Below are 25,827 nucleotides of genomic sequence, written 5' to 3' on the forward strand. Positions count from 1 at the left end.
AACGGCCGACGTCCCCGTATTCACCGACTTCGCCATGACTGACGCGCCCGCCGCGACGACGCCGGAGCCGGCCGACCGACCGATTGCGGTCGGATACGTGGAGACGAACCCGCCGACGACCGAGGTTGTTCGCCGAGCCCTCCGGGATCGCATCGATCGGGTGACGGTCGCGTCGATCCCCGACGCGGAGCGAGCGGTCGACCGCGCCGGGACGGGGACGATCGACTGTCTCGTGATCGGCGCCGCTCCCGGGCGCGACGTCCCCGCGCTCCTCGAGCGGATCCGGACGGCGACCCCACGACTGCCGGTCGTCGTCCTTACCGACGGTCGCGACGAACCGCTCGCGAGCGCGGCGCTCGAGGCCGGCGCGACCGCCTGTCTGCCGGCGGCGAGCGTCACCGAGGACGGCGGCGACCGACTCGCGATCCGGGTCGAGCGAGCGGTATCGCGGGCGGCCGAGCGCCGGGAACTCGAGGCGACCGCGGCCCAGTTTCGGGCGTTTACGGAGAACGCGTCGTTCGGAGTCGTCACTGCGACTGCGGACGGGATCGTCCAGTACGCGAGCGACGCCGTCGAACCCCTGCTCGGCTACGACCCTGCGGACGTGATCGGCGAGCCGTTGACGACGCTGATCCCGGCCGACTACCGGGCGGATCACCGCGAGGCCTTCGCCCGATATCGACGGACCGGCGACCGGCAACTCGAGTGGGACTGGATCGAACTGCCCGGGCGCCACGCCGACGGGCACGACGTCCCGCTCGGCATCTCCTTCGGCGAAGCCGTCGTCGACGGCGACCGGCTGTTTACGGCCGTCCTCCGGGATCTCACCGACCGGCGGGCGCTCGAGCGCGAGCGCGAGACTATCCTCGATCGGATCGCCGACGCCTTCGTCTCGCTCGACGAGGACTGGACGTTCACCTACGTCAACGATCGCGCGGTCGAACTGCTCGAGCGTCCCCGGGAGGACCTGCTGGGCGAGCGCCTCCACGCGGCGGTGCCGGACTTCGCGGAAACCGACGCGGCGCGGCAACTCGAGGAGGCGTTCGAGACCCAGTCCGCGACGACGGTCACCGACTTCTTCCCGTCGCCGGGCTGTTGGTTCGAGGTGCGCGCCTATCCGGCCGACGACGGCGTCTCGCTCTTTCTGACCGACGTCACCGATCAGGTGCGGGCGGAACGGAACCTCGAGGCCAGCGTGACGGCGCTGGAGTCGCTGTACGACATTTCGACACGTCAAGACGCTTCGCGCGAGTCGAAGGTCGACGATCTGCTCGCGCTCGGCCGGGAGTACCTCGAGTTACCGTACGCGTTCCTGACCCGGATCGACGCGGACGAGGAGACCCAGACGGTCGTTCAGTCCCGCGGTTCCCATTCGCAGCTACAGCCCGGCGACTCCTGTCCGCTCTCGCAGGCGTACTGCCGGAAAACGATCGAGGCGGATGCGCTGGTCACCGTCGCGGACGCGCCCGACGAGGGGTGGATCGGCGATCCGGCCTACGAGACGTTCGAACTCGGTAGTTACATCGGCGCAAAAGTGGCTGTCGACGGCGAGATCTGGGGGACGCTCTGTTTCGCCTCGAGCGACCCGCGCGAGGGCGACGGCTTCTCCGAAACCGAACGGACGCTGGTCAAACTGATGGCCAAGTGGGTTAGCTACGAAACCGAACGCGAGCGCTCGCGGGCCGCCCTCGAGCAACAGAACGCCCGCCTCCAGGAGTTCGCCAGCGTCGTCAGCCACGACCTCCGAAATCCGCTGAACGTCGCGCAGGGGACGCTCGACCTCGCGCTCGAGGGTGACGAGTCGCAACTCGAGGAGTGCGAGCGGGCGCTGGACCGCATGGAGCGGCTGATCGAGGACCTGCTCGCGCTCGCCGAACAGGGGGCGACCGTCAGCGATCCGGACCCCGTCTCCGTCGCCGAGGTCGCGACGAAATCGTGGGCGATGGTCGAGACGGACGGCGCCGCGCTCGAGGTGTCGGTGCCGGCGGACCGTCGGGTTCGAGCCGACGCCGACCGGCTCCAGCAACTCTTCGAGAACCTGTTTCGGAACGCGCTCGAGCACGGATCGCCGGGGGAGGCACCGCGAGAAGCGGACGCCGATAGCGACGGCGATACCGACGCCGGTGCCGCCCTCACCGTCACCGTCGGCGCACTTGAGGACGGCTTCTACGTCGAGGACACGGGCGAAGGGATACCTCCCGACGAGCGAGACCAGGTGTTCGAGACCGGCTACACGACCGCGACGGACGGAACCGGGTTCGGACTGAGCATCGTCAACCGCATCGCGCAAGCCCACGGCTGGGCGGTCGAGGCGACCGCGGGACAGGCCGGCGGTGCCCGGTTCGAACTGACGGACGTGTCCGAATCCCGCCGCTCGGAGTCGGCGTAAGGCGGCCGAGCGGCCGCCCTATCCGTACCGACCCCAACTCGCTCGAATCCGCTCGAGATCCAGCCGGAGGTAGTACGTCAGCGTCCCCGTGAGGCCGCGCCGGTCGATCCGACGGCCCGACGTTTCGACCAGCGGTTCGGGATAGTAGCCGGTCGGGTGCGTCCGCGCGAGCCGCCGGCTAAACGCCGTATCCTCGTTGGGAACGTCGGGGAAGCCACCCGCGTCCTCGAACGCACGACGGCGGACAAGGAGGTTGAACCCCGGCAGGATCGGCCGCTCGAGGCGCGGGAAGACGTAGTTGATCGTCGCCTCCATGAGCTTCGCGCGTCGGGGACCGGTGATCCGACAGCGCGAACTCGCCGCTGCGAGGCCGGTAGCTGCCGCGTACCCGAGCAGTCCGGTCAGGTAGTCCGCCCGTACCCGCGTGTCGGCGTCGATGAATGCGAGCCAGTCGCCGCTGGCGCGCCGGGCGCCGTAGTTTCGACCGGCGGCGATGCTCGTCCCCGGCCCCTCGAGCACCGTCGCGCCGTACTCGCGGGCGATGGCGGGCGTCGCGTCGCTCGAGTCGCCGTCGACGACTAGCACCTCGTACTCGTAGGCGGTATCGAGGCCGGCGAGGCTGGCGAGCGTCCCGCGCAGGTAGTCGGCCTCGTTGCGCGCGGGGACGACGAAGCTCACGTCCACGGGCTCGTCGTCGCTCGGCGTCGTCGCGTCGTCGGCTTCGCGGAGTTCGCTCGCCATGTCACTCGAGACTCGATGCGTGCGGGCTTAGTGGTGCGGGCTTCGGTCGCCGTGTTCGCTCGGCGTACGCTCGAGGACCGCTTGCGTGCAGTTTGCCGGTCGGCATTCGACCACAGCAGTTGCGCACGAATGTGGTTCGGTGACGTGACACGATCGTGGATTATAGAACATGAACTTTTATGATGGACGAGCCAGTAGCGTTCGGTACAGATGTCGGTCGTACACGTACGCGCAGCAGCCCCGAAACGCCGAGCCACGTCTGCATCGCCCACCGACGATCCGTCCACCCGTACACCAACACTCGACTCAGACCACGACCGACATGACGACACGAACTCACACCCGACCCCAGACTCAGACCCGAACCGACGCCGAATCGACCCCCGCACCCGCGACTGAGCGATCGACTCGCCCGTCCTCGAGCGCAACGCCCGCGAGCGACCCCTCGGCGAATCGGCCGTCCGGCACCGACCGTGCGCCGGCGATGTTTTCCCGCCGGAACACCGATCGCCTCGAGAACCTCATCGACGAGTGGAACGCCGCGTTCGCCTCCGGCGGCTCGTAACTTAGGTCTGCGATCCGAACCGAATCACGCCACACTAATCCAAATTGTCTTGGACTCGAGTCCCGTAGCCTCGCGTGGCCGATGACGATGCACCCGCTCCGAGCCGGACTCGGCACCCGGCGACGACGAGCCCTATGAGTGCCGAGGCCACTGCTTTACACGCGTCCCAGGGCCGACACTGATCCTCTGAGCCGATGTCCCAACTGGCTTTGAGAACCGTTCTAACGCTAGAAGAGCCACGCCGTCGGCGATGAGCGGCCGATCGCAAAGAGGACGACGAATGTGAGTGGCGATCCCACACTCGAGCCGATCCATCGCCGGAAGTGCGGAGTGAGGCAGACAGTGGAATAGATCGTGCTGTCCCCACCAAGCCAGTACCCGGAAGAGATGCCGGCGAGCCCGTAGAGACAGACGAGCAACGCCACGCCGTACGAGAGCAGCGCACCGATACCCATGGACTGGACCGAACCGACGAGACCGACGACGGAACCTGCGGTCGTGCGTGTCGGTTGCGGTGGCGGTCGTTTTCCGTTGTCGGTTCGCCCGCTGTCGGCTCGCCTGCCGTCGGTTCGTCGAGGGACCATTGAACCGAGCGTCGGCGGTCAGATCGCGTTCTTCTCTCGTCGGCTTCGATACCGGACCAGAGATCGAGCGCTCGAGCGAGCAGCCACATCTCGATATGACTGACGAAATTGTACGTAAAATATACTATGAATTTGAACCTAGAAAAATCTTAATACAAACTGTAGTAAATTTATATAGTGATGTCTAGGAAGATATCACGATTTGCGACTCGGCGAACGGTGCTGCAAACGTCGGCCGCGCTGTTGGCTGGGAGCGCGCTCGCATCGTCGTCAGCTCGCGCCGATCACTACGACTCGAAGATCCACTACGAACCGGACCTCGACGAGGACAACCTACAGGACCTGTCCGTTCGGGGCTACGACGTCCTCGAGGACGGCGTGAGGGTCGACCTCGGCGAGTACGATGGCTATGTCCGGCTGTTCGCCGACGACCTGGCTCGCGTCTCGATTGTCGAATCCGGCGGGGAGGAGTACGAGTCCCGCGGGATTGCGAAGGGACGAACCGAGTGGAATGCGCCCGAGTTCACCGTTGACGAAACCGACGAACGCATCGCGCTCGAGACCGAGACGATCACGGTCGAGATCAACAACGGTCGCTTCGGCGTCAGGTTCCTCGACGACGAGGGGACCGTCGTCAACGAGGACTACCTCGAGAAGGGATCGTCGGGCTACGAGGACGGCAAACCGTACGCGTACAAGAAAACCGATGCGGACGAGGCCTTCTACGGGTTCGGCGAACAGCCCGGCAACGAACTCAACAAACGAGGCGAGAAGCTCGAGCACTGGAACACGGACCAGTATGCCTACGGTGCGGACAACGACTACGTCTACACGTCCATTCCGTTCTTCGTCGGCGTGAAAGACGTCGGCGCCTACGGAATCTTCTTCGACGATCCCTACCATTCCGTGTTCGAGATGGCGACCGAGTCCGACGACTATTACTCCTTCTTCGCCGACGGCGGCCAGCTAACCTACTACTTCGCCTACGGCCCCGAGATCGAGGGGGTACTCGAGCGGTACACGGAGCTGACCGGGACGATGGAACTGCCGCCGAAGTGGGGGCTCGGGCTCCACCAGAGCAAGTGGGAGTACACCCCGGAGGAGATCGTCGAGACCGCTGAAACCTACCGCGAGAAGGGGATTCCGCTGGACGCGATGCACTTCGACATCGACTACATGAACGAGTATCGCGTCTTCACCTGGGACGACGAGTACCGCGAGGCGCTCCGGCGCGTCGAGTCGGTACCGGGGATCAGAACGGTCGCCGTCAACGACCCCGGCGTCGCCGCGGTGGAATCGTACGATCCGACGGCCGATGACTCGCCTGACGACTCGTCCGGGGACGGGAGTTCGTACGGTGATGAGTCCGAAGGCGATACGACTGACGATGGGGCCGACAGCGACAAATCCGACGGCGACGATTCAGCCGCCGACTCGCCCTACGCGGAGTCGCCCGATACTGGCACGCAGGAGGACGGTGTTTCCCTCACGACCGATATCCCGGACGATCACACTCGGTACGACGTCTACATCGAGGGGACGGAAAACGACTACTGGGTGAAAAACGCCGACGGCGAGACCTTCGTTGGGCGAGTCTGGCCGGACGAGACCGTCTGGCCCGATTTCGCTCGATCAGAGGTCCGTTCGTGGTGGGCCGACCAACACGACGTGCTGTTCGAGGCCGGGATCGACGGGATCAAAAACGACATGGCCGAGCCCGCGGTGTTCCAGGAGAACGAGAAGTACGACTGGACGATGCCGGTCGACAACGTCCACGGGACCGGCGAGGAGACGATGCTCCACGAGGAGTATCACAACATGTACGGCTTCGACATGGCCAGGGCCGCCCACGAAGCCTACGACCGCTACAAGCCCGACGAGCGGCCGTTCCTGTTGAATCGCAACCTGTACGCGGGCGGACAGCGCTACGCGGCGCTGTGGACCGGCGACAACGTGAGTTCGTGGGCTCACCTGCGCAAGTCGATCCCAATGCAGCTGAATCTGGGGCTGTCGGGACTGCCCTTCGTCGGCCACGACATCGGGGGGTTCGTCGGCCGGCCCAGTCCCGAACTGTTCGCCCGGTGGATCGAACTGGGCGCGTTCGTCCCCTACTGTCGGAATCACGCGGACAGCCACACCAAGGTCGGCGACGGGGAGCCGCGGAATCAACACCCGTGGACGTTCGGCGAGGACATCGAGGAAATCAGCAAGCGGTACCTCCGGCTGCGCTACCGGTTGCTTCCCTACCTCTACAACGAGTTCCGCGAGGCCAGCGAAACGGGCAAACCCGTCCAGCAGCCGCTGGTGTTTCACTTCCAGGAGGACGAACGTGCCCGCGACGTCGACGATCAGTTCATGTTCGGCGACGACCTGTTGATCGCACCAGTCCTCGAGGCGGGCGCCACCGCTCGCGAGGTCTATCTCCCCGACGGCGAGCAGTGGGTCGACTACTGGTCCGGCGAGTCGTACGACGGCGGACAGACCCTCACGGTCGACGCGCCGCTCGATCACCTGCCGATCTTCGTTCGGACGGACTCCATCCTCCCGATGCGGGAAGTCCAGCAGTACACCGGCGAGCAGCCGCTGACGACGCTGGTCCTCGACGCGTACGTGGACGACGAAGCGACGTACTCGTTCTACGAGGACGACGGCGAGAGTCGCGCCTACGAGGACGGCGAGTACAACGTGACCGACTTTACCGTCTCGGCGACGCCCGGTGGCGTCGTCACGTTCGAACACGAGTCGGTCGCCCGGAACTACGAGGACTCGCAGTTGTCGTCGTACGTGCTGCAACTGGATCGGTCGGAAGCGCCGCGGAAGGTCCAGGCGGCGTCGACGAAGTACGAGGCCGTCGACGACGCGGCGACCGTCAAAGCCGAACCCGAGACGTTTACCTACAGCGAATCGAAGGATGCCGTTCTTGTGCATGTCCCCGCAGACGAAGACAAGGCGGTGAAACTGTTCTTCAACGGCAACGGACACCGCGGAAACGCCGGGAACGGGGGCGTGTGATCGGACGTTCGGCGTGCTGACCCTCTGTTCGGGCACCGCGTGATCCATCGCGAGCGGCGCCCAGTCGGCGGCACTTTCGCATCTCGAGGCGTGCGAGGCGCGCGAGACGACCGTAGCGACCGGGTGACCATGACGGCCGGTGCCGTCGGCGCTCGAGGCGCCGGTCGTCTCAAGAGCGCCTCGTCGTAGCGACGTCGCCGACGAACTGCGGCTCGGAGACGGCCGCCCTATCGTCCTCACCTCGGCCGCCGTCTTCGCCGACCGCGGCGTCGGTCCCGCTCTCGTTCGCCGAGCCGAACAGGTCCGTCCGGAACGTCCGCTGATAGGAGATGAAATCGAGCGGGAGGGTCCGCTCGACGCCGGCGTACTCGACCGTCGCGTTGAAATCGACCGTCAGGTTCGAGGCGCCGCCGTTCCGGCGGTGGGTCACCCACCACTCGTCGAGTTTGGAGTTGTCGATCGTCGCGTTGGCGGCGATCGTCCGCGTGCTATCGGGCGCCAGCACGGTCTGTTGGGCGGCGACGCCCTCCCCGACGACGATCCCGTTCATCCGCACCGTGTACGCGATCTGCGTGATCGGCACCGGGAGCGACAGGGAGTTTGTCACCGTCGCCGACGCCTCAATCGGCGTCCGTTCGACGGTGGCGTTCCCCCACCGCGCGTCGGTTTCGTTGACGACAAACACCGTCTGATTGAACCCCCGGAACCGCTGGGTTTCGTTCATCTCCAGGGGTTCGAGCAGGTCCGTCTGCACGGTTCGGGTACGCGTCAGTCCCTCGGCCGGGATTCGGACGCCGCCGTAGTCGACGACGACGCTGGGATCGACCCGGACCGTCGTCGTCTCGTCGTTTTCGATGTGGGAGGCCCACCACCTCGGGATGTCGTCGTTGTCGATCCACGTCGAGACGACGATCGTGTCTTCGTTGCCCTCGAGGCTGACGCGCCGTTTCCGTTCGTCCGCGACCTCGATGTCGTTCAGCGACACCGTATAGGAGAGATCCGCCGCAGCGTCGCCGAGGCGGAGCAACAGCGGGTTGTCGATGGCCACTTCCGACTCGACCTCGGTCCGATTCTCCGTGACGGCACCCCAGTCGTTGTCGACCGATTCGACCTGCGGCCGATCCACCGCGACGGCGCCGTAGGCCACGGTCGCGACGATCAGGACGATCACCACGAACGTCACGATCCACGTTCTCCGCCGCACCATTTACCGTCGTTTCCACGCCGTCGCAGTTCCACCGTCGCGTTACTGATTCAAGCCGTTGAAGTCGGGACGGACGGCGATCAGGTCCCGTCGGCGACGCAGATATCCAGCAGATTCATACCGGCTCTCCGTGAGTCACGTCCCGTGAAGGTCGATCGTGCGGAACTCCGAGCGGGAGTGGCCGAAACAAGGCGATACCTCCTCTCGCACCACCACCCGTCGGAGTACCACCGCTGTTATTCGCCCCGCATCGGCGGTCGGCGAGTCCACATTTGCGCGCGCTGTCTGGGCGTCTATCCCGGTATCGCGGTGGGCGTCCTGACCGCACTGTTCCTCCTGAACGACGTCCCGCTGGCGCTCGTCGCCGTGCTGCCGCTGCCGGCGCTCTGCGACTGGGCCCTCACCACGTTCCGTCCCGCTCGAGGGTACAATCCCGTCCGGACCGCGACCGGGGCGCTGCTCGGCTGCGGCTACGGGCTCGGTCTGGCGCTCCTGCTACTCGAGGGACGACCGGTCGTGCTCGCAATCGGCGTCGGCTACGCGGCGCTGGCTGGCGCATTGCTCGCTCGCGCTCCGTAAACGGGCAGATATTTAGGATAACTGTGTGAGGTATTCCGACACCGATATGAAACACTGTAGTAACTGCGGCGAACAGATCACCGCCGACGCGGAGGTCTGTACCCACTGCGGCGTCAATCAGACGATCTCGCTCGAGGGGAGTTACGAGGAGCGATCCGAGAACGAGAAGTACTGCGTGGACTGCGGCACCCTGATCAACAAGCAGGCAGAACTCTGCCCGGACTGCGGTGTTCGACAGCCGTCGGTCGACGGCGGCTCGGCGAACTCGGACAAGGTCGCGGCGGGGATTCTGGCGTTGCTGGTCGGCGGCCTCGGAGCGCACAAGTTCTACCAGGGGAACGTGACGCTCGGCGTACTCTACCTCTGTTTCTTCTGGACCGGCATTCCTGCACTCCTCGGTCTGGTCGAAGGAATTCTCATGCTGATAGCCGACGACGACGAGTACGAGAAGAAGTACGCCGACGGCAGCCTGTTCGGCCGCTAATCCGTCCGAGAAAGTTGGCTATCGGAACCGCCTGCGCGAACTTTCGCCAGCGGGGATATAAAAACTCGCTCCGAGCGGCGAGCCTCGACGCCGCGTAATCGGTGCCGGACGGCGACGGTGGAGCCGAACTCGATAGTCCAATTTCGGCCGTGAGACACCGCACGCGGACTGACGGCCGCGATTCCCGACGGTCGGTCGCCGATCCGCGTTCGAAACCCCACGTTCGTATCGTCGATACCCGATTTCGTCAATCATCGATGCGCAGCGCGAAAAAATATGAGTTATCCGTACGGAGTGCACTGGTCGAAACGGATACACTACGCAACCAATCATGTCTGGCAAATATGACCTCGTAATCGTCGGCGGCGGCATCAGCGGCGCATCTCTCCTGTACACGACCGCGAAGTTCTCCACGATCGACTCGATCGCGCTGATCGAGAAGGAGCCGGAGATCGCGGCGATCAACTCCCACCACACGAACAACTCCCAGACGCTTCACTTCGGCGACATCGAGACCAACTACACGCTCGAGAAGGCCGAGGAAGTCAAGGAGGGCGCCGAACTGCTCGCGGGCTACCTCGAGAACTACGACCCCGACCGCGAGATGCACGACAAGCGCAGCAAGATGGTGCTCGGGGTCGGCAAGGAGGAAGTCGCCAAGCTCGAGCGACGCCACGAGGAGGAGGGCTTCGGCGACCTGTTCCCGAAACTGCAGGCGATCGGCCGCGAGGAGATCGCCGAGTACGAGCCGAAGGTCGTCGAGGGTCGCGACCCCGACAAGGAGATGCTCGCCCTGCAGACGCCGGACGGCTACGTCGTCGACTACGGAATGACGACCAAGTCGTTCGTCGACGAGGCCCGCGAGGAGTCGAACGTCGACGTCTACACCGGCACCGCGGTCAAAGACATCACGCCGACGCTGGACGGCTACACGATCGAGACGACGAACGGGCGGTTCGACTGCGACGCGACCGTCGTCGCGGCCGGCTCGCACAGCCTCCAGTTCGCGAAGGAACTGGGCTACGGCCAGGACAAGGTCCTGCTGCCGGTCGCCGGGAGCTTCTTCCTGGCTGACGACCTCCTGAACGGGAAGGTCTACACGCTCCAGATGAAGAAACTGCCCTTCGCGGCGGTCCACGGCGACGCGGACGTCCACGACCAGTCGATCACCCGATTCGGTCCGACCGCGAAGCTCGTCCCGACCCTCGAGCGCGGCCGGATCTCGACGGTCGGCGACTTCCTCGACGTGTTCGGGCTGAACGCGGCGGCGTTCCTCAGTTACGCGAACATCCTCGCCGACCGCGTCCTGCTGCCGTACGTGCTCCGGAACCTCGTCTACGACCTCCCCGAGGTCGGCCCGCGGCAGTTCCTCCCGCACGTCCAGAAGGTCGTCCCCAGCGTCGAACTCGAGGACATCGAGCGCGCGAAGGGCTACGGCGGCGTCCGCCCGCAGATCGTCGACACGAAGAAGAAGTCCCTGGACATGGGCGAGGCGAAGATCGTCGGCGACGACATCATCTTCAACATCACGCCCTCGCCGGGCGCCTCGACCTGCCTGAAAAACGCCATGCGTGACACCCGCCAGATCCTCGAGTTCCTCGGCGACGACTACGAGTTCGACGAGGACGCGTTCCGCTCGGAGACGATCGACAACTTCCCGCGCGCGAACTGAGACCTCCGACTCCGCGGTCGAGTCGTCCGTCTGTCCGTCCCTTTCGGTCCGGTTCCACGACTCGAGCGGCTGCGCCGCCCGGTAACCGGCAGTCGCAGGCCCGACCGCCATCGGTACGGGAATCGTATCGTCGTCCGATCGGGTCACGTTTCGGGTCTGCTCTGAGACGACGCGCCAGATCACCCCACACCCATGAGACGACGACCCCTCGGCGCCCTCGCCGCCGCGATCGCACTGACGCTTCCCTGGATCGCCGTCCTGGGGGATACCGGCATCCTTCCCCACCTCGAGACGCTCGGGACGGTGGCCGTCACCGGGCTGGCCGTCCTCGGTTCCGCCTTCCTGCTCGCGTGGGCCGCCGAGACTGCCGAAAAGGACGTTCCACAAGCGTTCGCGATCGCCGTGCTCGCCGTCCTCGCGGTCGCCCCCGAGTACGCCGTCGACGCCCTCTACGCCTGGAACGCGGGCGTGTTCGCGGGCACCGAACGCGGGGTCGAGGCCGGCAACCTCGCCGTCGCCAACATGACCGGCGCGAACCGCATCCTCATCGGCATCGGCTGGGCCGGCGTCGCCCTCTTTACGATCTTCCGGTCGGGCGCGTCTGCCGATCCGGCAGTCGAGGATCGACCCGGGATCCTCTCGGACGTCGTGACGCTCGACCGCGAGATCGGCCTCGAGATCGTTTTCCTACTGTTGGCAACGCTGTGGGCGTTTCTCGTCCCGCTGAACGGCGGAATCGACATCCTCGACATGGCGGTTCTGGTCGGGCTCTACGTCTGCTACATCGCGGTCATCCTGCGGGGTGAGGTCGAACCCGACACGGACCACGTCGGCGTGCCGGCCTACCTCCAGCAGTTCTCGAAACCGGGCCGAATCGCCACCGTCCTCGTCCTCTTTGCCTTCTCCGGCGCGATGATCTTCACGGCCGTCGAGCCGTTCGCCCACGGCCTCGAGGAACTCGGCGAGAGCGTCGGCATTCCCTCCTTCTTCATGATTCAGTGGATCGCGCCGCTGGCCTCTGAGGCGCCGGAACTCATCGTCGTCGTCTACCTCGTGAACAAGGCGCGCTCGACGGCGGGCTTCAACGCCCTGATCTCCTCGAAGCTCAACCAGTGGACGCTGCTGATCGGGACGCTCGTCGTCGTTCACTCGATCGCGCTGGGCCAGTACGGCGTCCTCGAGTTCGACTTCAAGCAGTCGGCCGAGATCTGGCTGACCGCAGCCCAGTCGTTCTTCGCCATCTCCCTGCTGATCCGCTTCGAGATCTCCGTGAAAGAGGCCCTGGCGCTGCTCGGGCTGTTCCTCTCGCAGGTGTTCCTCGAGTTCGCGATCATCCGTGAGTTTGTGGCGTTCCCATTCACGAGCACCGACGTTTTGCTCGCCTACAGCGTGATCTACGTCGTCCTCGGGCTGGTGCTGTTCGTCCGGCGGCGTCACGCGTTCGTCCGACTCCTCCGGCGAACTGCAGGAACGGTCGGCGACGCGATGTCGATCGGCGGAGCCAAACCGCAGAGTACGGACGATTGACGACCGACGAGCAACGACTTCCGACCGACGGAGCACCGTCAGATGCTTTCAGTTTCGCTCGGACTACTCGCCGGCCCGATACCGGGCAGCTGACGCTGCTCCCCGATTCGACGCTCCGTCCCACGACCGCGGTCGCCCTGGCGCTGACCCACTTCTTCGCCGGTCGGCTGGGCGTCGGCGGCCGAATCCCCCGTAGCCGGTAGCTCTCCGCCGCCGGCGGCGTCTCGGGCCGCGGGCGCAGCGGGGGACGCCGTGCTCCTGCTGTTCGTGTAGCTCGAGCGGCGCGACGTCTCGGGAGGGCAGGACCGACGCTTCGCACGCGACGGCATCCACAGCCGGTCGCTCAGTCCGACGCGGCGATTCCAGCCTCGGCGGGCGGTGATTCAATCGATTTGGTCACGCGGACGCGAGTGATGCGCGCGTCGTCGACGGCTTCGACGGTCAACGCGACGCCGTCGTAGGCGAACGTCTCGCCGGCGTCGACCAGCCGGCCGGCGCGGTTGAACACGAAGCCGGCGATCGTTTCGAACTCCTCGCCCTCCGGAAGGTCAACGCCGATCGCGTCGTTGACGGCTTCGATAGTCACCTCGCCGTCGACCCGCGCCGTCCCCTCGTCGAGGATCTCGATCGGGTCGTCCTCCTGCGCGTCGAGGATCTCGCCGACGACCGTCTCGACGATGTCTTCGGTCGTGACGATCCCTTCCGTCGTCCCGAACTCGTCGACGACGATCGCCTGCTCGACGCGGCGCCGCCGAAGCTCCCGGAACAGGTCGTCGACCTGTTTGCTCTCCGGAACCTGCAGCGTCTCCTCGAGGTAGGCCTCGAGCGAATCGCCGCTCGGGTCGCCGTCACGGTCACGGGCGCCGCGAACGAGGTCGCCGAGTTCGACGACGCCGACGACGGTGTCCAGGTCGCCCTCGTACACCGGCAGTCGGGCGTGGCCGCTCTCGAGGCACTTCGCGACGGCCTCGTCGACGGTCGCCGACCGTGGGACGGCGGTGACGTCCAGCCGCGGAGTCATCACTTCCTTCGCGATGGTGTCGCCGAACCGGAACACCCGCTGGAGCATCTCGCGCTCGTCGCGGTCGATGACCCCCTCGCTCTCGCCGGTCCGGATGAGTTCGCGGAGTTCGTCGCGGGTCACGTACGAGGATTCGACGGCGGTGCCGCCGACGACACCGTTGATGAGCCGCGTTAGCCGGTCGAACGTGACCACCAGCGGGTACAGCGCGTACGCCGAGAGCCGGAGCGGTCGGGCGACGGTCAGGGCCCACGACTCCGTGTTCTCGACGGCGTAGGACTTCGGCGCGCTCTCGCCGAACAGCAGGACGACCGCCGTCACGCCGAACGTCGCCGCGAGGACGGCTCGCCCTTGCGCGAGGTACATTCCGAGCAACCCCGTCGCGATCGACGACATCGCGACGTTGACGAGGTTGTTCCCGACGAGGATCGTCACCAGCAGCCGGTGCGGATCGGACTGCAGCTCACGGACGGTCTCCGCACCCGGCGCACCGTCCTCGACGAGCGCCTCGATCCGGTGCTGTGCCAGCGAGAACATCGCCGTCTCCGACGAGGAGAAAAACCCCGACAGGAGCAACAGCGCGCCGAGCGTCGCGACGCCGACGGCGGTCACGAGCCCCCTCGGCGGATCGATCCCGACGAGCGCCGCCGCGACCGTCGCGACCCGCATAGGCGTCAGTCACCCACCGAATCGGTGTTCGCCGAGGCGGGGAACTCGTCGTCGTCGGCGTCGACGTCGGGACCGGGTGTGGGCGCGTTCGCGGCGGTCGGCCCGCTCCCGTCTTCCGGGAAGTAACACGCCGCCCGGTGGGTCTCGTCGCCCGCCTCGTCGATCGCCGGTTCGCCCTCCCGACACTCCGCCTGCGCCTTCGGACACCGCGGGGCGAACGCACACCCCGAGGGCAGGTCGACCGGGTCCGGCGGCTCGCCCTCGAGCAGGACGCGCGTCCGGTCGACGGTCGGATCCTTCTCCGGCGCGGCCGACAGCAGCGACGCGGCGTAGGGGTGCTTGGGCTGGGTCGCGACCCGATCGACGTCGCCCTCCTCGATGATCCGTCCGAGGTACATGATCGCCAGCCGATCCGAGACCTGCACCAGGCTCGCGAGGTCGTGGGAGATGTAGACGATCCCGATGTCTTCGGTGTCGGCCAGCTCCCGTAGCAGGTTCAGCAGGTTCACCTTCAGCGAGACGTCCAGCATCGACGCCGGCTCGTCGCAGATTAGGAAGTCCGGGTCGAGTACCAGCGCCTTGGCGACCGCCACGCGCTGGCGCTGGCCGCCGGAGAGTTCGTGGGGGTACTTGTCGAGGAACTTCTCGGCGGGGGTCAGCCCGACCTTCTCGAGGGTCTCGACGATGGCTTGCTCGCGCTCGTCGGTGCGGTAGTCGTGGATCGTCAGCGGCTCGCCGACGAGCTTCCGAACCGTCTGGCGCGGGTTCAGCGAGTCGAACGGATCCTGGAAGACGATCTGAACCTTTCGGCGGAACTCTTGGAGGTTTCCGTCCCGATAGTACTCGTAGGGCTCCCCGTCGAACACGAGGTCGCCGCCGGTCGGCTCCTCGAGCAGGGCCATCGTCTCGCCGAGCGTCGACTTCCCGCAGCCGCTCTCGCCGGCGACGCCGAGCACCTCCGAGCGCCGGACCGACAGCGAGACGCCGTCGACGGCCTTCACGGCGTCGGGTTCCTCGCCGCGGAACTTGTCGACCAGCGACTGGCTCTGCTCGTAGTACTTCTCGAGGGCGTCGGTCTCGAGGATGACCTCGCCCCGGTCGGAGTCGGCGCTCCCGTCGTCGGGGATGTCCCACGTCTCCGGGTCGCCGGCGTCCCGCCGCAGCTGGGCGGCCTCCTTGACGCGGTGGCAGGCCGACCGGTGGTTGCGGTTGGGGAGGTCGACCGGCTCCGGGTGGGACTCCCCGCACTCCTCCGTGGCGAACGGACACCGGTCCCGGAAGACGCAGGCCGCCGGCTCCTGGTTCAGGTTCGGCGGCGACCCCGGGATCGCGACCGGATCCCCCTCGTCTTCGTCGATCTCGGGGAAGGAGTTCTTCAGCCCCATCGTGTACGGATTCGTGGGGTTGACCAGCACGTTGTCGACGCTGCCCTGCTCCATCACCTTCCCGCCGTAGAGGATCGACAGCTCGTCGCAGGTCTCGGCGATGACGCCGATCTCGTGGGTGATAAGCAGCAGCGAGCTGTCCATCCGCTCCTGAATCTCGAGGATCTTGTCGATGATCTTGTCCTGGACGATGACGTCCAGCCCGGTCGTCGGCTCGTCGGCGATGATGAGGTCCGGCTCGAGGGCCAGCGCCATCGCGATGGTGACCCGCTGGCGCATCCCGCCGGAGAACTCGTGGGGGTAGTCGTCGATCCGGTCCGGATCGAGGCCGACGATTTCGAACAGCTCGCGGACGCGGTCGCGCGCCTTGGCCTCGGAGACGTTGCGGTGGGTGTGGATCGCCTGCGCGATCTGGTCGCCGGTCGACATCACGGGATCGAGCGAGTCCATCGCGCTCTGGGGGATGTAGGCGATGTCCTCCCAGAGGACGTCGCGGCGTTCGGCCTCGGAGAGGGCGGTGAGGTCCGTCCCCTTGAACTCGATGGTCCCGCGTTCGACGGTCCCGTTCCCCGGGAGCAGTCCCAGCAGTGCCTCCGCGACGGTGGACTTCCCGGATCCGGACTCGCCAGCGAGGCCGTAGTTGACGCCCTCGTCGATGCTGAAGGAGACGTCGTTGACGGCGTGGACCGGTTCGTCGTCGGTTTCGTACGTGACTTTGAGGTCATTGACTTCGAGTAGCGTCATTGTTCGGTCTGGATTTCGGGGTTGATGACTTCCTCGTAGGCGCGGCCGATGAGGAACACCGAGGTGGTTATCGCGGCGATACCGACGGCGGGCGGGACCACCCACCACCACGCGACGCGCATGTTGCCCGACGCGAACACCTGGCGGAGCATCCGGCCCCAGCTGGTCATCGTCGGGTCGCCGAAGCCGAGGAAGGCCAGGCTCGCCTGCGCCGCGATCGCCCAGGCGACGCCGTAGGCGGTGTAGAGGAATCCGATCGGCAGGACGTTGGGCGCGACGTGGTACAGCATCGTCCGCAGGTCGCTCGCGCCGCTGGCGCGGGCGGACTTGACGAAGGTTCGCTCGCGGACCGACAGTACCTCCGAGCGGACGACCCGCGCCGGCATCTTCCAGAGGAAGGCGGCGATGATCGCGGTGATCAGCCAGATGTTCGGCGTCATGAAGGTCAGCAGCAGCAGCGCCATCGGCATGAACGGCAGCGAGAACGTCAGGTCGGTCAGCCGCATTAGGAGCTCGTCGACCCAGCCGCCGTAGTAGCCGCTGACGACGCCGACCGTGAAGCCGAGCGCCCCCGTCGCCAGTCCGCCGAACAGTCCGACGATCAGCGTCGGGCGCGCGCCGGCGAGGAACTGGCTCAGTACGTCCTTGCCGTACGCCGTCGTGCCAAAGACGGCGTCCGCACTCGGGGCCGCCAGCCGGAGGACGGAGCCGGACCCGTCGCGGACGGTGTGCTGGATCGGGTCGTGGGGCGCCAGGTACGGGCCGAACACTCCGAGGAACACGAACGAGGCGACGACGAGCATCCCGCCGAACGCCAGCCGATCCTGCCGCAGGAACGCGAGCTGGTCGCGGACGAGCGTCCACAGCGCGCCGGCCCGGTCGGACAGCGCCGTCCCGGAGTCGGTCTCGGTGCTCATGCCGACTCACCTCCGCTCGCCGACACCGTCGGATCGAAGTACGCGTAGAGGACGTCTGCCGCGAGGTTCGCGACGATGACCGCGAGCGCCATGATGAAGACGGCCGCCTGCACCAGCGGGTAGTCCTGCTGCTCGATGGCCAACACGAGTTCGCGGCCGATGCCGGGCCAGCTGAAGACCACCTCGAGCAGGATCAGGCCCTGGAAGATCATCCCCAGGCGGAGCGTGAAGTACGTGAGGATCGGCAGCATCGAGTTCCGGCCGGCCCGGACCAACTGCTGGGTCTCCGAGAGCCCCTTCGCGCGGTGGAGTTTGAGGAACTCCGAACCGCGCTTCTCGACGACGCCGTTGCGCGCCAGCAGCAGGAAGTCGCCGCTGTAGTAGAGCACGGCCACCGCGAAGGGCAACATGTAGTGGTGCAGGAAGTCCAGCGAGACGAACGTCTCGACGTAGCCGTCGGGCGTCGCCCGGATCGATCGCATCCCCAGCGCGGGCACCAGCTCCAGGTTGTACGCGAAGACGATGATGAAGAAGATCGCCGTGATGAACACCGGCGTCGACCGCAGCATCGTCGTCGAGACGATGCTGAACTTCTCGAGGCGGCTCCCCCGGTTCCAGCCGGCGTACATGCCCAGCGCCGAACTCAGGACCGCCGTCGTCACCAGCGCCGGCACGAGCAGGATCAGGGAGTTGAACAGCCGCGGCCCGAGCACGTCCCAGACGGGTTGACTCCGGAGGATGGAATAGCCGAACTGGAACGTCAGCAGGCTGCTGATGTAGTTGACGTACTGCACCCAGATCGGCTGATCGAGGCCGTACATCGCCCGTATCTCGTCGATCTGGTCCTGAGTGAGGTTCCCCGAGGTCACGAGCGCCTCGAAGGGGCTTCCCGGGAGGAGCCGGAGCACGACGAAGATGACCGAGACCGCGATCAGCGTCAGCAGGACGGAGATCGCGAGTCGCTTGGCCAGGAACCGCTGGAACTTCGTCATCGGTCACCCTCCGCGTTTGCGATCGCACTGCCGTTCGCCGACCGCCCGCTCGAGCCGGTGTCCCGGTGGAGCGTGCGCTCCGCTCGAGTCGGCGTGCGGTCGGGTGTTCGATTCGTCTCGGGTGCCGTTCGCATCCGTGCGACCGACGCCGGTGCCGTCGCCGGACGGCTCCCTCGTCGCACGGTTCGCGAACCGCCGTTCGTCAGCCGTGGTAGTCGTCTCGATTGCATGGTCGTCCTCACGAGAAATCAGGTTGATCGAGTTCGTCGCGGCGCTTGTTGGTGTTCTCGGGCTGGACTCGTTCGACGAACGCCGCCCAGGCCTCGCCGTTGGGGAAGCGCAGATTGCCGTCGCCGTCCCACGTGTAGCCCGCCCGCTCGAGGATCGCCCGCGCCTCCTCGACGTCGTAGCCGTACTCGGTCGTCTCCGGGTTGTGCCACTGCGTGAGTTCCGAGATCGGGTTCTCGCCGGTCGGGACGGTCCCCTGGCCCTGCAGGAAGTCCTCGACGAACCCCCTCGAGTCGACGGCCCTCGCCAGCGCGACGCGGAACTCCTTGTCCCGCACCAGCGGGCAGGAGAACATGAGCTTCGTGTCCAGCGGGGCGTAGCTCCCCGTCGACATTTTTTCGATTCCGTCGGTGTTGGCCGCGCGGTCGGCCTGCAGGTCCGAGAGGTTCGACCCGATCGCGTCGATGTCGCCGCTCTGCAGTGCCCCGATCAGCGCGTCGACGTTGCTCACGTTGATCCAGATCACGCTCTCGACGCCGGGCCCGCGCTCGGCCTGCTCGCCCAGCGCGTCGGCCCGCCAGTCGTCGTCGAACATCCAGTGGTCGTCGTTTCGCGACGCTTCGAACCGCGTCCCCTGCTCCCAGTCCTCGAACTGGAAGGGACCGGTGCCGACGGGTTCGTCCGGGTTGTACTGGGAGGGGTTGTCGACGTCCTCCCAGCGGTGCTTCGGCAGGATCACGCTCCGAACGACCCGCTGAGTCATGAACGACGCGTCGGGGTTCTTCAGATTGAACCTGACCGCGTGGTCGCCCAGCACTTCGACCGACTCGATGGGTTCGTAGAACGGCACCTGGCTCGTCGAGGACTTTTCCTTGTACAGTTCGACGGTGAACTTCACGTCCTCGGCGGTGAACGCCTCGCCGTCGTGCCACTCGACCCCCTCGCGGAGCTCGAGTTCGACGGTCGTATCGTCGACGAACCCGCCGCCGGTCGCCAGCGCGGGCACCACGTCCAGATCGGGCGTCGCGTCGAACAGCCCGTCGTAGATGAACGTGAGCCGCTTGGCCTCCGCCCCGCCCGCGGCCCACGGCAGGTTCAGGGAGTTCATCGACGTGGTGACGCCCTTGACGTAGGTTCGAGTGTCGGTTTCGGGCTGGAGGTTGACCTCGGTCCAGACGAACGAGTCCAGCGTCGGCCCGTTGCCCGGCGTTTTCACGTACCCGCTCCACTTCCGGGTGTTCACCGCGGTGATGATCTCGGGGAACAGCGTGATGAGCCCCCCGACGTCCTCGGCGAACAGTTCCTGGGCCCGATCGACGAGTTCCTCCCGCTTCTCCCGGTCGGTCGTCCGGGCCTGCTCGGTGAGCACCTCCTGCAGCTCGGGGTGGTAGTAGTTGTCGTAGTTCGAGAGCGACCCCTCGGTCCGGCGCATCAACAGCGGGTTCGGATCGAGCCCCCGCTGCGGGTCGGGACCGTGCGTGCTCATCGAAACGATCGCCTCGAGCCCCTTTGCCGTCCAGCTCTGCGCGTACAGCTGGTTCAGCGGTCGATCGTTGAGCTCGACGGCGATCCCCAGGTCGTTGAGCCCGCGCTTGACCATCAGCGCGTGCTCGCGCATCCAGGGATCGTCCTCGCTCGAGAACTCGACCGGCACCGGATCGAGCACCGCGCCGGCCGTCGCGCTGTACTCCAGCGGCGGCGAGTCGGCGTCGACGGTCTCCCACTCCCGCCAGTACTGCGTCTCGACGGTCTCCGGAACGTCGTCGGGGACGTCCGGCTCGAGGCCCTCTCCGCGGCTCGCGCTACACCCCGCGAGCGCCCCCGCGGCACCCGTCGCGAGCGTCGCGGCGGTCGCGGCGAGGTAGCCCCGGCGCGTCGTCCCGGCGCCGTCGGCCGTCAATTTATCATCATTTTCTCCTTGCGACATCCACCCCCACGTTACCGCCTATCTAGGATGATTGTTCCCCCGATACCGGGCGATAGCTATTATTCTTTAAAACGGGGCAAGAACTATCGGCCCGATTTGGAGCCGAATCGGTCGCCAGTCACTCGCGGGGCCCGTAGATGAGTTCCAGCAGCGTCCGCTCGGCGGTCCGCAGTCGCTCGTTGAGCGTCGACTGGGACACGTCGAGGTCGGCCGCGAGTTCGGTCTCCGAGACGTCCCGGGGCACGTCGAAGTAGCCGCTGTTGTAGGCCGTCTCGAGGACCGCGAGCTGGTCGTCGGTGAGCTTCGAGACGAGGACCTCCGTCAGTCGGCCGCTGTCGAGGGGCTCGCCGGGCTCCTCGTCTCGGGCGACCGACAGCAGTTCGAACTCGCCGAGCGTCTCCTGCACCTCGTCGGCCATCGACCGGAACTGGTCCCAGTCGCGCGCGGTCGTCACGACTTCGAACCGGTCGTTCTGCAGGACGATCCGGTTCGGAATGACCTCCTGTCGCAGAATCAGGCTCAGAATGAAGGGGTACGACTCGTTCGCGAGGATCGCGAGCCGACGGATCTCGAGGTCCGCCGACGCGGTCGGGATCTCGCTCTCGTAGTACAGCGACGCGCCGGAGATGCCCTCGAGGGCGGTCTCAGGGTCGAAGTCGCCGTCGACGGCGACGGTCAGGGATTCGATCCACGTGCCGTCCTCGACGTAGAACGCGTTGTCGAGTTCGATGCTCCGGACGTCGTCCAGCGCCCGATGTAACTTCGCCATCACGCCCGTCGGTACCGTCGTGAACTCGACGCGTAGAATCGGAGACCCTCCTTACGGGCAAGACGCCGCCCGGCTCATATATACCTCACGTTTACCGGAACCGGCGGCGCTCACCGCCGTCTCGAGGGGACCGAAACCGCGTCAGGTCACCAGCGGCCAGTAGACGAGCCACGAGAGGGCGGCGACCGCGGCGGAAAGTCCCATCGTCACTAGCCCGAACGCGGCGATATCGCGGTGCGAGAGCGGGCCGCGGTCCATCGACACCAAGACTGCGGTCGTGTTGAACGGCAGGATCGTCGTCGAGCCGACGACCAGCAACACGCTCAACGCGAGCGACAGGCGGTCGAGACCGACGGCATCGGCGAGCTCGAGGACGATCGGAAGCGCGACGACGATCGCGGCCGAGCCGGTCGAGAACAGCGTCCGAACGCCGACGGCGAGGCCGAGCAGGACGGCCGCGGCCTGCCAGTCGGCCAGCGCCGCGAACGGGATCCACCGGGTCAACCCGTCGACGAGCGCCGAGATCACCCCGGTCGTCCGCAGGACGTCGAGGATCGACAGCATCGCGCCGATGAGAAAGAGAATCCCCCAGCTCGTCTCCGCAATATCCTCGGCCGTGATGACGGCCACGGACGGCAGCGACAGGACCGCGACGGCCGCGACGGCGGGGAGTATCGTCGGGATCCCGACGAACGAGCCGAGGATCCAGGCCGCGACCGTCCCGACGAGGACGGCGCCGACGATCCGCTGGTCGCGGGTCAGCGGCGCTGCTCCGTCGTCGTCCGCTGCGGCCGAAAGCTCGTCTCCGTCCGCCCCGCTCGAGGCCCCGGCGCCGCCTGATCCCCCGGCGCCGTCGGACTCCAACCGGCGGTCCGCGCTCGCTTCGAGCGCCCGGGCGTCGCCGATCCGCGCGAACAACCCCGCCGCGACGGTCGCCGCCGCGTACAGGACGAGCGTGGGCGGCCCCATGAGGACGGCCCACTCCACCCACGCGATCGGGCGCATCGTCTCCGAGACGATCTCGGCGGTCACGAGCGCCATGCCGCCGCCGGTCATTAGCCCCATCGAGGCGATCGGGTTGACGTGGCCGAGGACGAGAAACGCCCCGCGCTCGAACCCGGTTTCGGCGTCCGACCCGAACGCGGCCCCGACCCGCTTCACGATCGGCACGAACGTCACGGCTCGAGCCGTCGCCGACGGCATCACGAGCGCCAGCGCGAGCACGCTCCCGGCGACCGCCCGAAGCGCTCGCCCCGGCGTCCGCCGGGCGGGCAGGAGTCGCCGCGCAAGTTGCCGATCCAGACCAACCCGCGCTGTGGCGTCGCCCAGTAGCAGGAGCGCGAGCAGGAAGAACACGAGCGTCGACGTGAAGCCGGCCGTCGCCGTAGCGAACGAGTCGACGGCCCCGAGCGCGAACAGCAACGTGACGCCGAGCACGCTGGACACGACGTACGGTACGGGCCGGGCGAGCCAGAGCACGAGCGCCGACAGGAAGACCGCCAGCGCGCGCTGTCCCGCGACGGTCAGCGACGGTGGCGAGGGCGCCAGGACGCCGATCGCGAGTATCCCCGCGGCCGCGAGCAACCCCGCCGTTTGCACCGAGAGCGCCCGTTCGATCGTCCCCGCCGCCTCGTCGACCCAGCCGCGCATTACCGCCACCGTCGCCGTCCCGGCTGAAGAATCTGGTGTCGGCCGCAAAATCGTGCGGGCCCTCGCTCGAGCCGCCGCAACGAGCGATTACGCCACCGAGCCGCGATCGGTCCCGAGTCGCCTCGAGCGCCGATCCACTCGCTCGAGCCGTAAACCGCCGTTAAGCGACGCCGTTGCCCTCGAGTGGATCGCGACGCGTCGTTGCGGCCCCGGTCGCGCGCGAGCGGGAGCGTTATATCGGTCGGCTGTAAGTCTCCGACTATGAGAATTCGACGCCCACGCCGGCCGCGGCAGTTCCGGCTCGCGGACTCGGCCCAGCAGATCGTCGGCGGGTTCCTCCTCGCGGGGCCGTTCGTGGTCACCGAGGAGGTCTGGACGCTCGCCAAGAGTATGAACGGCTGGCAGACGCTCGGGATCGTGATCGTCGTGTTCGGCATCGGCTACGGCGCGCTGTACGCGGCGGACACGACCCGCGACGTGGACGAGGAACAGGAGGTCGCCGGGATTCCGCTCCGGTTCATTTCACTCATGCTCGTCTCGTTCGGCTCCGTAACGGTGCTCGCGTTACTGTTGGACGCCCCGGACGCGTTCATTCAGGACGGCACATCGACCCGCGAGGTCGTCGTGACAACGTTCACCGCCGTCAGCGTCGGCTCGGTCTTCAGCGTCGTCGGCGCGGCGACGGCCGACAGTCTCTTCTCGAAACCGGACTCGAACAACGGCAACGGGACTGGCACCGACAACGGAACCGACACCTGCAACGGACTCGACGATTAGAGATACGAGTCGTCGTAGGACTCCCCCGACCGGGACGCGTGGGAGTTCCCGCAGTCGCCGCACTCGAGGCGGTCCATGTTGTCCAGCGAGATGTCGAGCGAGCCGCAGTTCGCGCAGTAAAAGCCGAACTGCTCGGAGAATTCCGCGTCCTCGTAGGCCGCGTAAAAGGACGACGCGGTCCCGGATTCCTCCTCGTCGCGAGCGATGTAGACCGTCTCACCGCCGTCCGTCGTCGCCGTCAGTTGCCCCTCGCGCTCCTCGGTCTCGGGGAACGCGCCCGCTTCGGCGTCCTCGTCGCCCGCCTCGCTCGGCAACTCGAGGTCCGCGTCGGGGTCCGCGTAGACGTACTTCACGAACGACTCCTCGGCGATCTCGACCCGCCGGTCGCCCTCGTGTTCGAGGCCGAACCGCTCGACGAACTGGTGGCCCTCGGTGTTGGCCTCGAGGACGGTGACGCAGACGTGATCGGCCCCCCGATCGCGGAGGGCGTCGGTCGCGGCCTCGTACAGCGCCGTGCCGATGCCGCGGCCGCGGTGCTCGGGGTCGACGAACAGCCAGTTGAGTTCGCCCCACTCGCCGTCGCCGACGAGGCTGCCCTCGACGAACCCGGCGATCGCCTCGCCCTCGATGTCTTCGCCGGTTTCGGCGATCAGTAACACGGTCTCGTCGTCGCCGAGCTTTCCGTCGACGACCTCGTCGCTCAACTCCGTCTCGGTGATCGCGTCGATCTGGCCGGGGCTCAGCCTGAACGTGGTCGTCATCGAACTGTCCACGACCGCTCGGATCCGCTCGGCCTCGTCCGGTTCCGGCTCCCGAATCTCCATACGGACGCTTCGGCGCCAATCCGGATAAGCGAGGTGCCGGCGCGAACAAGCGAACGAGCGCGCTTCCGGGGAACTCGACGCGTCTCGTCGTCGGCCCTCGAGCACCGGGCGGCGTCGATTGACCCGTCGCTCGCGGAACAGTATCGTCTCCGCTCGGTTCCGCTGCCCGACCGGCGAGCCGGGGACGAAACTGTTAATTCGATGGATCGTTCTGCCTTAGCTATGCAACGGCGCTACGGCGATCTCGATTACTCCTTGCTGACGAAAGCGGGGTTCCTGTTCGGAATCGGATTGCTCGCGGTCGGCGGCGGTGCCGAACTCGTCGGTCACGCGGTCGTCGGCGACCTCCCCGGCTGGGAAGATAGACTCCTCACCTACTCCGAGGGGCTCGGCATCCTCATCGCCTTCTTCTCGGTGTGGATCTTCGGGATCTACCTTCCGCTCACCGAATAAGCCGTCCCGGTCCGATTCGACCGCAACTACGACCCGAATCGGCGGTATCGATCAGCGACGAACGGAGCGACCGACTGACGGAACGTCCGCTAGTCGTCTGCGCTTTCCAGTTCGAACTGCTGGTTCTCGGCGACCTGGTTGAGGACGACGCTCGTGTTGGACTGGTTGATGTCGGGATCGGTCAGCAGTTCCTTGATCTGGTCGTTCATGTCGTCGGTGTCCTGGAACTTACCGATCGCGATGACGTCGTAGTCGCCCGTGACCTCGTAGACGGAGATCATCTGGTCGTGCTCTCGGAGCGTCTCCGTGATCTCGGGGAGGGCGTTCCCCTCGGCTTTGAGCTGCATGATCGCCGTGACGTCGTAGCCGACCGCGTCGTAGTCGATGATCGGCGTGTAGCCCTCGACCACGCCCTCCTCCTCGAGGTCGGAGAGGTGGTTCGAGACCGTCGTGACGGAGACGTCCAGCTCCTCCGCGAGGCTGCGCAGGCTCGCGCGGCCGTTGCCGAGCAGTTCGTTGACGAGATCGGCGTCGAGATGTTCGTACGTCATGCCGTTGAGTAGATCGCTTCCACTACTAGATGTTTACGAATATTCAGTTTTTTGCGCCGATTACTATCTCTCTCAGATCCGCGGGCGTATATATCGGGGTCGGTGCCAGCTTTCCGAGCGCCGCTCGGACATCCGGCCGATCGGATCCGTCCCACCCGCAGTG

Annotated in this window: 20 protein-coding genes; 9 read left to right on the forward strand and 11 right to left on the reverse strand. The window is 66.5% G+C overall.

Annotated features, from left to right (window positions below; genetic code table 11):
- Positions 1 to 34: 34 nt before the first annotated feature.
- Positions 35 to 2,389: a sensor histidine kinase gene (locus ACYQ26_RS08315; RefSeq protein ID WP_459808420.1), complete on the forward strand. Its 2,355-nt coding sequence runs from the start codon at positions 35 to 37 to the stop codon at positions 2,387 to 2,389.
- Positions 2,390 to 2,407: 18 nt separating this feature from the next.
- Here the strand turns inward: ACYQ26_RS08315 and ACYQ26_RS08320 are convergent, their stop codons facing one another.
- A complete protein-coding gene (locus ACYQ26_RS08320) occupies positions 2,408 to 3,130 on the reverse strand; it encodes a glycosyltransferase (protein ID WP_459808421.1) in 723 nt (240 codons plus the stop codon).
- Positions 3,131 to 3,452: 322 nt separating this feature from the next.
- On the opposite strand from ACYQ26_RS08320, the gene ACYQ26_RS08325 reads away from it, so the two are divergent.
- Together ACYQ26_RS08325 and ACYQ26_RS08330 are read left to right on the forward strand one after the other, a co-directional pair.
- Entirely contained in the window at positions 3,453 to 3,695 is a 243-nt protein-coding gene (locus ACYQ26_RS08325) for a hypothetical protein (protein WP_459808422.1), read from the forward strand.
- Between the two features lie 764 nt (positions 3,696 to 4,459).
- Positions 4,460 to 7,291, forward strand: coding sequence for a glycoside hydrolase family 31 protein (locus tag ACYQ26_RS08330; protein WP_459808423.1), 2,832 nt, complete (start codon positions 4,460 to 4,462; stop codon positions 7,289 to 7,291).
- A gap of 169 nt (positions 7,292 to 7,460) precedes the next feature.
- On the opposite strand, the gene ACYQ26_RS08335 is transcribed toward ACYQ26_RS08330, so the two are convergent.
- Positions 7,461 to 8,498: an LEA/WHy family protein gene (locus ACYQ26_RS08335; protein WP_459808424.1), complete on the reverse strand. Its 1,038-nt coding sequence runs from the start codon at positions 8,496 to 8,498 to the stop codon at positions 7,461 to 7,463.
- A 141-nt stretch (positions 8,499 to 8,639) separates the two neighbouring features.
- Between ACYQ26_RS08335 and ACYQ26_RS08340 the strand changes: the two genes are divergently transcribed.
- The 4 genes from ACYQ26_RS08340 (at position 8,640) to ACYQ26_RS08355 (ending at position 12,757) form a co-directional block, all read left to right on the forward strand.
- Positions 8,640 to 9,074 carry a DUF2085 domain-containing protein gene (locus ACYQ26_RS08340; RefSeq protein ID WP_459808425.1) on the forward strand — a complete coding sequence of 145 codons (435 nt, stop codon included), beginning with the start codon at positions 8,640 to 8,642 and terminating at the stop codon, positions 9,072 to 9,074.
- A 46-nt stretch (positions 9,075 to 9,120) separates the two neighbouring features.
- Complete coding sequence (locus ACYQ26_RS08345) at positions 9,121 to 9,558, forward strand: NINE protein (RefSeq protein WP_459808426.1); 438 nt, start codon at positions 9,121 to 9,123, stop codon at positions 9,556 to 9,558.
- Between the two features lie 331 nt (positions 9,559 to 9,889).
- The gene (locus ACYQ26_RS08350; protein WP_459808427.1) at positions 9,890 to 11,230 is read left to right on the forward strand and encodes an FAD-dependent oxidoreductase; all 1,341 of its coding nucleotides are present in this window, start codon (positions 9,890 to 9,892) and stop codon (positions 11,228 to 11,230) included.
- A 192-nt stretch (positions 11,231 to 11,422) separates the two neighbouring features.
- Entirely contained in the window at positions 11,423 to 12,757 is a 1,335-nt protein-coding gene (locus tag ACYQ26_RS08355) for a sodium:calcium antiporter (RefSeq protein WP_459808428.1), read from the forward strand.
- A 343-nt stretch (positions 12,758 to 13,100) separates the two neighbouring features.
- Here the strand turns inward: ACYQ26_RS08355 and ACYQ26_RS08360 are convergent, their stop codons facing one another.
- The 7 genes from ACYQ26_RS08360 to ACYQ26_RS08390 form a co-directional block, all read right to left on the reverse strand.
- A complete protein-coding gene (locus tag ACYQ26_RS08360; protein ID WP_459808429.1) occupies positions 13,101 to 14,447 on the reverse strand; it encodes a hemolysin family protein in 1,347 nt (448 codons plus the stop codon).
- Positions 14,448 to 14,452: 5 nt separating this feature from the next.
- The gene (locus tag ACYQ26_RS08365) at positions 14,453 to 16,576 is read right to left on the reverse strand and encodes a dipeptide ABC transporter ATP-binding protein (protein ID WP_459808430.1); all 2,124 of its coding nucleotides are present in this window, start codon (positions 16,574 to 16,576) and stop codon (positions 14,453 to 14,455) included.
- Positions 16,573 to 17,493 (reverse strand): ABC transporter permease, encoded by a 921-nt coding sequence (locus ACYQ26_RS08370; RefSeq protein WP_459808431.1) that lies wholly within the window; start codon positions 17,491 to 17,493, stop codon positions 16,573 to 16,575. The genes ACYQ26_RS08365 and ACYQ26_RS08370 overlap by 4 nt, the downstream gene beginning before the upstream one ends.
- A complete protein-coding gene (locus ACYQ26_RS08375; RefSeq protein WP_459808433.1) occupies positions 17,490 to 18,485 on the reverse strand; it encodes an ABC transporter permease in 996 nt (331 codons plus the stop codon). Before ACYQ26_RS08375 ends, ACYQ26_RS08370 begins: the two co-directional genes overlap by 4 nt.
- Before the next feature lie 238 nt (positions 18,486 to 18,723).
- Positions 18,724 to 20,640: an ABC transporter substrate-binding protein gene (locus tag ACYQ26_RS08380; RefSeq protein ID WP_459808434.1), complete on the reverse strand. Its 1,917-nt coding sequence runs from the start codon at positions 20,638 to 20,640 to the stop codon at positions 18,724 to 18,726.
- A gap of 118 nt (positions 20,641 to 20,758) precedes the next feature.
- Positions 20,759 to 21,409, reverse strand: coding sequence for a helix-turn-helix domain-containing protein (locus tag ACYQ26_RS08385; protein ID WP_459808435.1), 651 nt, complete (start codon positions 21,407 to 21,409; stop codon positions 20,759 to 20,761).
- Between the two features lie 141 nt (positions 21,410 to 21,550).
- Complete coding sequence (locus ACYQ26_RS08390; protein ID WP_459808436.1) at positions 21,551 to 23,059, reverse strand: SLC13 family permease; 1,509 nt, start codon at positions 23,057 to 23,059, stop codon at positions 21,551 to 21,553.
- Positions 23,060 to 23,320: 261 nt separating this feature from the next.
- Between ACYQ26_RS08390 and ACYQ26_RS08395 the strand changes: the two genes are divergently transcribed.
- Entirely contained in the window at positions 23,321 to 23,836 is a 516-nt protein-coding gene (locus ACYQ26_RS08395) for a DUF2391 family protein (protein ID WP_459808437.1), read from the forward strand.
- Here the strand turns inward: ACYQ26_RS08395 and ACYQ26_RS08400 are convergent.
- Positions 23,833 to 24,660, reverse strand: a complete 828-nt coding sequence (locus tag ACYQ26_RS08400; protein ID WP_459808438.1) for a GNAT family N-acetyltransferase — start codon at positions 24,658 to 24,660, stop codon at positions 23,833 to 23,835. The genes ACYQ26_RS08395 and ACYQ26_RS08400 overlap by 4 nt on opposite strands.
- 222 nt (positions 24,661 to 24,882) lie before the next feature.
- Between ACYQ26_RS08400 and ACYQ26_RS08405 the strand changes: the two genes are divergently transcribed.
- Positions 24,883 to 25,113, forward strand: coding sequence for a DUF7860 family protein (locus tag ACYQ26_RS08405; RefSeq protein WP_459808439.1), 231 nt, complete (start codon positions 24,883 to 24,885; stop codon positions 25,111 to 25,113).
- Positions 25,114 to 25,202: 89 nt separating this feature from the next.
- On the opposite strand, the gene lrp is transcribed toward ACYQ26_RS08405, so the two are convergent.
- A complete protein-coding gene (lrp, locus tag ACYQ26_RS08410; RefSeq protein ID WP_459808440.1) occupies positions 25,203 to 25,664 on the reverse strand; it encodes an HTH-type transcriptional regulator Lrp in 462 nt (153 codons plus the stop codon).
- Between the last annotated feature and the right edge of the window lie 163 nt (positions 25,665 to 25,827).

It is taken from the genome of Halopiger thermotolerans, assembly GCF_054654555.1.